Below are 8,301 nucleotides of genomic sequence, written 5' to 3' on the forward strand. Positions count from 1 at the left end.
GGCGCGTGCTATCGGGCAAACCGGCGTTCCTTTCGCGATTTTTCCCGCCCGGGGTCTTCCATGTCCACACAGGTTTCGCCGCTCGCGCCGAAGAAATATGCCAAGATGCCGGCCATCGAGGGTGTGCGCATCGCCACCGCCGAGGCCGGCATAAAATACAAGAACCGTACCGACCTGCTGGCCATGGTGTTCGACGCCGGCACCACCGTCGCCGGCGTGTTCACCAGGTCGAAATGCCCGTCGGCGCCAGTTGATTTCTGCCGGCAGAACCTCGTGGCTGGCAAAGCACGCGTGCTGGTCGTCAATTCCGGCAATGCCAATGCCTTTACCGGCCAGAAGGGCCGCGCCTCGACGGCACTCACGGGCGAGGTGGCGGCGAAGGCGGCCGCCTGCACAGCGGGCGAGGTGTTCCTGGCCTCGACCGGCGTGATCGGCGAACCGCTCGACGCCGGCAAGTTCAGCCATCTGCTGGCCGGTCTGGTCAAGGACGGCAAGCCGGAATTGTGGACCGAAGCCGCCAAGGCGATCATGACCACCGACACCTATCCCAAACTGGCGACCGCGACGGTCAAGCTCGGCGATGCCGACGTCACCATCAACGGTATCGCCAAGGGCGCCGGCATGATCGCGCCCGACATGGCGACGATGCTTTCCTTCATCGCCACCGATGCGCCGATCGCAGCACCCGTGCTACAGGACCTCCTGTCGCGCGGCACGGCCAAGACCTTCAACGCGGTTACCGTCGATAGTGACACCTCGACCAGCGACACGCTGCTGATGTTCGCCACGGGTGCTGCCGCCAGGCGCAGCGCGCCGGCAATTTCCGACCCCAAGGATGCGCGCCTCGGCGCCTTCCGCCGTGCCCTTGGCAAGGTGCTGAAATCGCTGGCACTGCAGGTGGTGCGCGACGGCGAGGGCGCCCGCAAGCAGGTCGAGGTCACCGTCACCGGAGCCAAATCGGCCCGCTCGGCCAAGCGCATCGCGCTGTCGATCGCCAATTCGCCGCTGGTCAAGACGGCAGTCGCCGGCGAGGACGCCAATTGGGGCCGCGTCGTCATGGCCGTCGGCAAGGCCGGCGAACCGGCCGACCGCGACCTTCTGTCGATCTGGTTCGGCGACAACCGCCTGGCCTATCAGGGCGAGCGCGACGCCGCCTATTCCGAGGAGGCGACTTCGGCGTATATGAAGCGCGACGAGATCCGCATCCGCGCCGATATCGGCATCGGCCGCGGCAAGGCGACGGTGTGGACCTGCGATCTCACCAAGGAATATGTCGCCATAAACGGCGATTATCGGAGCTGATGGCGTTGGCTTCCAGACATCCGGCAAGCGTGTTGGCGATCGTGCGCCGCTATGAGGCGGCCGGCTTTCGCGCCTGGCCGGCGGCCGCCGTCCATTATGACGGCACCTGGGTGGTTCGGCTGACGGCCGGCCACCCGGCCAAGCGGCTGAACTCGGTCAATCCGCTCGATCCGGGCGACATCCAGCACATTGCCGAGCGCATCGGCCGCGCCAGCCGCCGCTTCGACGCCTATGGCAGGCCGCTGACCTTTCGCATCTCGCCGCTGTCGGGGCCGGATCTTTCGAAGTACCTCGACGGCGAGGGCTGGAGCATATTCGCGGAGTCGCTGGTCATGCGGCTGCCGCTGGCGGACGCCATGCTCGACGACGCCATGGACCAGATTCCGTTGAAGGACATCAGCCGTTTCATCGGCGCGGCGCTCAAGGTGAGCGGCTCGGATGTGTCGCTGCGGCCGGGCCTGTCGGAGATCATCGGCGCCATCCAGCCGGAGGCCGGGCTGTTTGCGCTGGAGGCCGGCAGCGAACCGCTGGCAACGTTGATCTGCGTGCATGACGGCGACCTTGCCGGCCTGTTCGAGATCGCCACCGACAGGTCGGTGCGCAACCAGGGCCATGGCCGCCATCTCATCCGGTCGGCGCTGAAATGGGCGCGGCTGCGCGGGGCGCGGGAAGCCTGGCTGCAGGTCGAGGCGGACAACGCGCCGGCGCTGGCGCTCTACCGTTCGCTCGGATTCGACGAAGTCTATCGCTATCGCTATCGCCGGCCACCCGGCGCATGAGCGGCTTGGATACGATCGGCAAACGCCTGCTCCTGGTCGCGGCCTGCGCGCTGGTCGATGCCGACGGGCGCGTGCTTTTGGCGCAGCGGCCCGAAGGCAAGCAACTCGCCGGCCTGTGGGAGTTTCCGGGCGGCAAGGTCGAGCCCGGTGAGACGCCGGAACAATGCCTGATCCGCGAATTGTACGAGGAGATCGGCATCGAAACCGACATCCCTTGCCTGGCGCCACTCACCTTCGCCAGCCATTCCTACGATGATTTTCACCTGCTGATGCCGCTGTTCGTCTGCCGTCGATTCCGCGGCATTGCCCAGCCGAAGGAAGGCCAGGTGCTGAAATGGGTGCGGCCGCGCCAGATGCGCGATTTTCCAATGCCGCCGGCCGATGCCCCGCTGATCCAGTTCCTCATCGATCTGCTGTAACGGCCGACCTGCCGTAAATCGGGCAGCGCTGCAACGCGCTGGCAGCAGCGTTAATGAAAGATTTATCTGACCGTGAAAAATTGACGCTAGGCGGTTACGCCGATTCCACCGCTGGGGAGCGATTTGCATGAGCCTTGAAAAGGACTGGGACTCGCCTTGGCCCGACCGCCTTCCTGGCGCCGCCAATGCCGGCATGGGAATATTGCGCATCGCCCTCTTGTTCGGCTCGGCCGCGGTGGCTCTGGCCTTGATCGCGACGCCCTACCTCGACAGCCGGACCCGCTCGCAGTTTGCCCGCGACGGGCTTGATACGATGAGCACCGGCTCGATCGGCCAGCGCGATAGCTATACGCTACGCAAGAGCGTGCTGCAGCCGCTGCCCAGTTCGGTCTGCGTTATACGGGCCGATGGCAGAAGCAGCGGCGACTGCTGACTCCTCAACAGATCTCTAGGATTCGGCTGTTTCCTAGAATGCAGCTGGTTCACCGCGCGTTAAGCCTGTCGCATTAACCTTTCTTAACGGGTCGGCGCTAGGTTCGGGCAAGAGGGATAGGCGCCCATGAAAATGTTGCTGCAACGATTTTTAGAAGACGAGAGGGGTGCGACGGCTATCGAATATGGTTTGATCGTCGCCGTTCTGTCGCTTGCCATTGTCGCTGGTATTGGCCAGGCTGCCGGCGCCATCCAGTGGTTGTTCAGCGACAACAGCAGCAAGCTTGCCAACGCTTTTGCACAGTGACCCGCTTAGCTTTTGCGTGGGATACGCTTAGCTTTTGCGCAAGGATCCGCTCAGGGGCCGCCGGGGTTTTCCAGGATTGTCTTCAGCGATATTTTTGCGGAGCCCGGCTTCAGCGGCTTTTGCTGAGAGGCATCGGGCGCCCAGCCTGACATCCAGACCACCGAGAAACTCGCCCTGACGCGGCCATCGGAATCCGAAAACCGCTCCGCATAGATTTCGGCGGCGCGCGCGAACAGCGCTCGCGTGCCCGGCCGCCTGCTGCGGTCGACAAGCGCGCTGGTCTCGCCCATGGCGCGCAGGTCGGCGACCAGGCCAAATAGCGAATCGTAGCGCACCGTGATCGTGTCGACGTCGGCAACCGGCAGTGCCAGGCCGGCGCGTTGCAGCAGCGCGCCGGCGTCGCGGACGTCGGTGAACGGGATCACACGCGGGCTGGCGCCGCCATAGAGCTCGGTCTCGGCGGCAAGCAGGCTTTCGCGCAGTTCGGAGAGCGTGCCTGTGCCGGCGAAGGCGCCGAGGAAAAGCCCGTCCGGCTTTAGCGCCCGGCGGACCTGCACCAGCATGCCAGGAATGTCGTTCATCGCCTGCAGCGACAGCAGCGAGACTGCGAGGTCGAGGCTTTCCGGCTCGAATGGCACGGTTTCCAACGGTGCCAACAGTCCTGGCTGGCCACCCAGGAAAGCGGCGTCGGCCTCGACGCGCACGTTTTCCGTCACCTTGCCGCTTTCGGCGAGCACCTCTGCTGCTGCCGGCGTCTGGCAAAACAATGAGGCCGCCTTGCCGAACCTGCGTTCGACGGCGCCGAGCCGGTCGGCAAGATCCTCGGCCGCCCGCCGCATGAGGAAATCCGCGCCGGCGATGGGATGGGCCATTGCCCGGCGCTTGCGCGCCAGCCAGAGCGAGGTGTCAATTACAGGCTGCAATGGGCAGGTCCTTGTGCTTCGCTCTCTGATATAGTGATGCGGAGGACCAACCACGTGGCCGATCCCATGCCAGAGATCAAGCGTATTGCGATCAAGAGCATTGCCCGCAAGGCATTGGGCTGGCCAGCGCGCCTTTTGTTCCCGCCGGTCTGTGCCGGCTGCCGCCGCCATGTCTCGCAGCCCGGCGTGTTGTGCGGCGCCTGCTGGCCGAAACTCAGGCTGCTGGAACGGCCATGGTGCCCGGTGATGGGCACGCCGTTCACCCACAATATGGGTGAAGGGTTCCTTTCGGCGGAGGCGATAGCCGACCCGCCGCCGTTCGAGCGCGCGCGGGCGGCGGTCGCCTATTCCGGCGTTGCCCGCCAGATGGTGCAAGGGCTGAAATACCAGGACCGCACCGATCTGGCGCCGTGGATGGCGCGCTGGATGCTTCGCGCCGGTGCCGAGCTCATCGCCGAGGCCGACGTGGTCGTGCCGGTGCCGCTGCACTGGCGGCGTTTCTTCAGGCGGCAGTTCAACCAGTCGGCGGAACTGGCGCGGGCGGTGGCGCAGCTCGGGGAGCGGCCCTTCGCGCCATCAGCCATCAGGCGCGTCAAACTCACGCGCCAGCAGGTCGGGCTTGAGCGGCGGGAACGCGAGGAAAATGTTCGCGCCGCATTCAAAGTGCCTGATGAGGCGGAGATCGAAATCGCCGGCCGCCGGGTGCTGTTGATCGACGATGTCTACACCACCGGCGCCACCGTCCGCGCGGTCGCCAGGGCATTGACGAAGGGCGGTGCCGGCGCGGTCGACGTACTGACCTTCGCGCGTGTGCTGCCGGGGGACTTTCGGGCCGACGAATCGGCGCCTATATAGCCTAGATGACAGCGGAACGAGGCAGGGTTGCTGACCGATGGTCGATGTGACGATCTACACGCGGATGATGTGCGGCTATTGCACCGCGGCCAAGCGGCTGCTCGACAGGAAGGGTGTGACCTACACCGAGCACGACGCCTCCTTCTCGCCGGAGCTGCGCCAGGAGATGATCTCCCGCGCTCACGGCCGTTCCACCTTTCCGCAGATATTCATCGGCGACACGCATGTCGGCGGCTCCGACGATCTCCACGAATTGGAGGCGGAAGGACGGCTGGACGGATTGCTCGCCAACGGCTCGGCCAGATAGGGACATGAGGATGGGTGGTTTCAAGGCGGCGGCGATCCAGATGCGTTCGGGAACCAGCCCGGAGCGCAATGCGGTCGATCTGGAACGGCTGGTGCGCGAGGCGGCAGGCCTTGGCGCGACCTACATCCAGACCCCGGAAATGACCGGCGCGCTGATCCGCGACAGCCAGGCGCGGGCCGCTTCCTTCACCTCCGAAGACAAGGACATCGTCGTCTCGACGTCGCGGAGGCTGGCCAGCGAGCTCGGCATCTTCCTGCATATCGGCTCGACCGCCATTCTACGCGCCGATGGCAAGCTTGCCAACCGCGCCCTTCTGTTCGGGCCGGACGGTGCCACCATTGCCACCTACGACAAGATCCACATGTTCGACGTCGATCTCGACAATGGCGAGAGCTGGCGCGAATCCGCCGCCTATGAGCCTGGCACCGAGGCTGTCGTCACCGAAATCGAGGGCGCGAAGCTGGGCTTTGCCGTCTGCTACGATCTGCGCTTTCCGCAGCTGTTCCGTGCCGAGGCGCTGGCCGGCGCCGATCTGCTTTCGGTGCCCGCCGCCTTCACCCGCCAGACCGGCGAAGCGCATTGGCACGTGCTGCTCAGGGCGCGTGCCATCGAGAACGGCGCCTATGTCGTTGCCGCCGCGCAAGGCGGCGTGCACGAGGACGGCCGCGAAACCTATGGCCATTCGCTGATCGTCGATCCCTGGGGCCGCATTATCGCCGAGGCGGCGCATGAGGAGCCGGCAGTGATCGTCGCCGAGATCGACCCGGGGCAGTCAGTCGCTGCGCGCAAGAAGATACCGAATCTCAAAAACGCACGCGATTTTGCGGTAAACGCCGGTTCGGCGGAGGCAATGCCGCTCAGGGGTGCCGCCTCTTGATCCGCTTTTCCCTGATCTGCGAACACGAGCACGAATTCGAGGCCTGGTTCCGCAGCAACGACGATTTCGACACACAGAAGAGGCGCGGTTTCGTCGATTGCCCGGCCTGCGGCTCGCACAAGGTCGAGAAGGCGCTGATGGCGCCTGCCGTCTCCACCGGGCGCAAGCGCGAAAGCATCGCGCTGGCCATGGGCGAGGCGCAGAAGCAGGCGCTGGCGCAGCTCAAGGCCATGGCCGACAAGGTGCGCGAGAATGCCGACTATGTCGGCGACAAATTCGCCGAGGAAGCGCGCAAGATCCATTTCGGTGAAAGCGATCCGCGCGGCATCTATGGCGAGGCGACGCTGGAGGAGGCCAAGAGCCTGGCCGAGGACGGCGTCGAGTTCTTGCCGATTCCAAGTTTCCCCGACGACCGCAACTGATCCGTCAACCTGCTCCGTACATAGCGAGGCATCTCTTCGCCAGGCAGCGCCGTGAAGGTCGGGGCGGCGCCGAAGGGCGGCGATGCCGCCACCCCCGCACAGGCGTCTACAGTTTCAGGCCGAGCAGCAAGGATGGGCCTCGCGGGCAATCGTTTCGCTGCTTCTTTCATGCCCACTGCCTGACGGGCTTGCTTCACTTGACGGGCTTGCTTCCGCATAGGCTGCAAACTGGCGTTCAAGCGCCTTGACTGCACTGCTGCGCCAGCCTTCCGCCAGGGATTCCGACATGGGATCGGGGAAGATTTCCTCTTCGCCGTTCTCCACTCCGTCCAGGATCGCCCGCGCGACAGACTCCGGAGAGGCCTTCGCGATGTCCAGGCCCCGTGTCATGTCCGTGTCCACCGGGCCGGGAAGGACCCTGTGGACGCTGACACCCCGTCCGGCCAAAAGGGTGCGCAACGACTGCGACAGCGAGAATGAGGCCGCCTTCGAGATCGAATAAGCCGGACTGAACGGCACGGCGGCAATCGAGGCCAGCGACAGAATGTTGACGATGGCTCCCCGCGACCGGGCCAGCAACGGCAGCAGAGCCTGGGTAACGTCATACGAGCCGAAGAGGTTTACGGCGAGCTGTTGTTCGAGCACACGACGGTCGCTGAGGTCATCGAAGGGCGATACGCCGGCGTTGTTGATGAGGATATCGAGAGTATCGATCTTCTCGACCGCCTCCCGGATCTGCGCAGCGTTGGTCACATCCATGGTCAGGGACGTCACACGCCGGTCCGGGTGGGCCATGGCTTGGCGGGTTGCGGCGAAGACGCGCTTTACGCCTCTGCTCAGGGCTTCCTCGACCAGTGCCCGACCGATGCCCCGATTGGCTCCAGTCACCAGGATGGTTGTACCTTCGATCTTCATTGCGTCTCTCCTAGTGCTTATCGTTGTGTTCGAGCCCAGTGCACAATCTAGCCGCGACTCAAGGTTGGCGCGCCGCAACTCAGGTTGGCTACAGTCACCGTTGTCGATACGACTGGTTAGTGAGATGGACTTAGCGCCGGATGTCGAAGCCATGGGAGTGACAAGTGTGACGGGATTCCGATGGACTCGCTAATCACGGCGGCGGCGCATGCGCTTGCGGCGGGCGATCCGCTCGGCGCCTTGAAGCGGGTTGCGCTGCGCGACGATGCGCCGGCACTGGCGTTGCGCGGTATCGCGATGGCGCAGCTTGGCGACCTGAATAGGGCGAAGGTTCTCCTCAAGAGGGCGGCGCACGCATTCAGCCCGAGGGAGGCCGTGGCCCGCGCGCGGTGTATCGTCGCCGAGGCCGAGATCGCGCTCGTCTCGCGCGACCTTACCTGGCCGGCCAAGGCACTCGACGCCGCACGGGCGACGCTTGAAAAGCATGGCGACCGCGTCAACGCCGCGCATGCGCGCAACCTCGACGTTCGGCGCCTGCTGCTGATCGGCCATCTCGACGAAGCCGAGCGCAGGCTGGACGGCTTCGATCCCTCGCCGCTGCCGCCGGCATCGCGGGCCGCCCACGAGCTGGCTGTCGCCGGCATCGCCATCCGCCGCTTGCGGACCGGCCCTGCGCGCGCCGCGCTTGGCCTGGCGGCGCGGGCGGCGCGCGCGTCCGGCATCCCCGCGCTGATCGCGGAGGTGGAGAGCGCATCGCTGGTGC

11 protein-coding genes and 1 pseudogene are annotated in these 8,301 nt (G+C 65.4%); 10 read left to right on the forward strand and 2 right to left on the reverse strand.

The features are described 5' to 3' along the window. Positions 1–60: 60 nt before the first annotated feature. From argJ to NKI47_RS25065, 5 genes are all read left to right on the forward strand, one after another. Positions 61–1,302: a bifunctional glutamate N-acetyltransferase/amino-acid acetyltransferase ArgJ gene (gene argJ / locus NKI47_RS25045; protein WP_352593930.1), complete on the forward strand. Its 1,242-nt coding sequence runs from the start codon at positions 61–63 to the stop codon at positions 1,300–1,302. Next, positions 1,302–2,081 carry a GNAT family N-acetyltransferase gene (locus NKI47_RS25050; RefSeq protein ID WP_352593931.1) on the forward strand — a complete coding sequence of 260 codons (780 nt, stop codon included), beginning with the start codon at positions 1,302–1,304 and terminating at the stop codon, positions 2,079–2,081. Before argJ ends, NKI47_RS25050 begins: the two co-directional genes overlap by 1 nt. Then, positions 2,078–2,500, forward strand: a complete 423-nt coding sequence (locus tag NKI47_RS25055) for a (deoxy)nucleoside triphosphate pyrophosphohydrolase (RefSeq protein ID WP_023677979.1) — start codon at positions 2,078–2,080, stop codon at positions 2,498–2,500. Before NKI47_RS25050 ends, NKI47_RS25055 begins: the two co-directional genes overlap by 4 nt. A gap of 127 nt (positions 2,501–2,627) precedes the next feature. Beyond that, on the forward strand, positions 2,628–2,933 hold the full coding sequence (locus NKI47_RS25060) for a hypothetical protein (RefSeq protein WP_023677980.1): 306 nt from the start codon (positions 2,628–2,630) through the stop codon (positions 2,931–2,933). 126 nt (positions 2,934–3,059) lie between these two features. After that, on the forward strand, positions 3,060–3,239 hold the full coding sequence (locus NKI47_RS25065; RefSeq protein ID WP_023677981.1) for a Flp family type IVb pilin: 180 nt from the start codon (positions 3,060–3,062) through the stop codon (positions 3,237–3,239). 50 nt (positions 3,240–3,289) lie between these two features. Here NKI47_RS25065 and NKI47_RS25070 read toward each other — a convergent pair whose 3' ends face one another. Continuing rightward, positions 3,290–4,162 carry a methyltransferase domain-containing protein gene (locus NKI47_RS25070; protein ID WP_352593932.1) on the reverse strand — a complete coding sequence of 291 codons (873 nt, stop codon included), beginning with the start codon at positions 4,160–4,162 and terminating at the stop codon, positions 3,290–3,292. Positions 4,163–4,216: 54 nt separating this feature from the next. Here NKI47_RS25070 and NKI47_RS25075 point away from each other — a divergent pair, with 54 nt between their 5' ends. The 4 genes from NKI47_RS25075 to NKI47_RS25090 are packed head-to-tail and all read left to right on the forward strand — an operon-like array spanning position 4,217 to position 6,623. Beyond that, entirely contained in the window at positions 4,217–5,017 is an 801-nt protein-coding gene (locus NKI47_RS25075; protein ID WP_352593933.1) for a ComF family protein, read from the forward strand. 37 nt (positions 5,018–5,054) lie between these two features. Further along, positions 5,055–5,324 carry a glutaredoxin 3 gene (gene grxC / locus NKI47_RS25080; RefSeq protein WP_023677983.1) on the forward strand — a complete coding sequence of 90 codons (270 nt, stop codon included), beginning with the start codon at positions 5,055–5,057 and terminating at the stop codon, positions 5,322–5,324. 10 nt (positions 5,325–5,334) lie between these two features. Further along, positions 5,335–6,201, forward strand: coding sequence for a carbon-nitrogen hydrolase family protein (locus tag NKI47_RS25085; protein WP_352593934.1), 867 nt, complete (start codon positions 5,335–5,337; stop codon positions 6,199–6,201). Next, a complete protein-coding gene (locus tag NKI47_RS25090) occupies positions 6,198–6,623 on the forward strand; it encodes a DUF1178 family protein (RefSeq protein ID WP_352593935.1) in 426 nt (141 codons plus the stop codon). The genes NKI47_RS25085 and NKI47_RS25090 overlap by 4 nt, the downstream gene beginning before the upstream one ends. 114 nt (positions 6,624–6,737) lie before the next feature. Here NKI47_RS25090 and NKI47_RS25095 read toward each other — a convergent pair whose 3' ends face one another. Then, complete coding sequence (locus NKI47_RS25095) at positions 6,738–7,538, reverse strand: SDR family NAD(P)-dependent oxidoreductase (RefSeq protein ID WP_352593936.1); 801 nt, start codon at positions 7,536–7,538, stop codon at positions 6,738–6,740. A 180-nt stretch (positions 7,539–7,718) separates the two neighbouring features. Here NKI47_RS25095 and NKI47_RS25100 point away from each other — a divergent pair. Beyond that, positions 7,719–8,301, forward strand: a pseudogene (locus NKI47_RS25100) (helix-turn-helix domain-containing protein); the annotation flags it as partial.

Origin of the sequence: Mesorhizobium sp. M0633 (assembly GCF_040320645.1) — a bacterium.
Lineage (GTDB): Bacteria > Pseudomonadota > Alphaproteobacteria > Rhizobiales > Rhizobiaceae > Mesorhizobium.

Coding starts and splice junctions, on each gene's coding strand:
- argJ (WP_352593930.1), top strand. CDS start 61: ATGTCCACACAGGTTTCGCCGCTCGCGCCGAAGAAATATGCCAAGATG.
- NKI47_RS25050 (WP_352593931.1), top strand. CDS start 1,302: ATGGCGTTGGCTTCCAGACATCCGGCAAGCGTGTTGGCGATCGTGCGC.
- NKI47_RS25055 (WP_023677979.1), top strand. CDS start 2,078: ATGAGCGGCTTGGATACGATCGGCAAACGCCTGCTCCTGGTCGCGGCC.
- NKI47_RS25060 (WP_023677980.1), top strand. CDS start 2,628: ATGAGCCTTGAAAAGGACTGGGACTCGCCTTGGCCCGACCGCCTTCCT.
- NKI47_RS25065 (WP_023677981.1), top strand. CDS start 3,060: ATGAAAATGTTGCTGCAACGATTTTTAGAAGACGAGAGGGGTGCGACG.
- grxC (WP_023677983.1), top strand. CDS start 5,055: ATGGTCGATGTGACGATCTACACGCGGATGATGTGCGGCTATTGCACC.
- NKI47_RS25085 (WP_352593934.1), top strand. CDS start 5,335: ATGGGTGGTTTCAAGGCGGCGGCGATCCAGATGCGTTCGGGAACCAGC.
- NKI47_RS25095 (WP_352593936.1), bottom strand. CDS start 7,538: ATGAAGATCGAAGGTACAACCATCCTGGTGACTGGAGCCAATCGGGGC.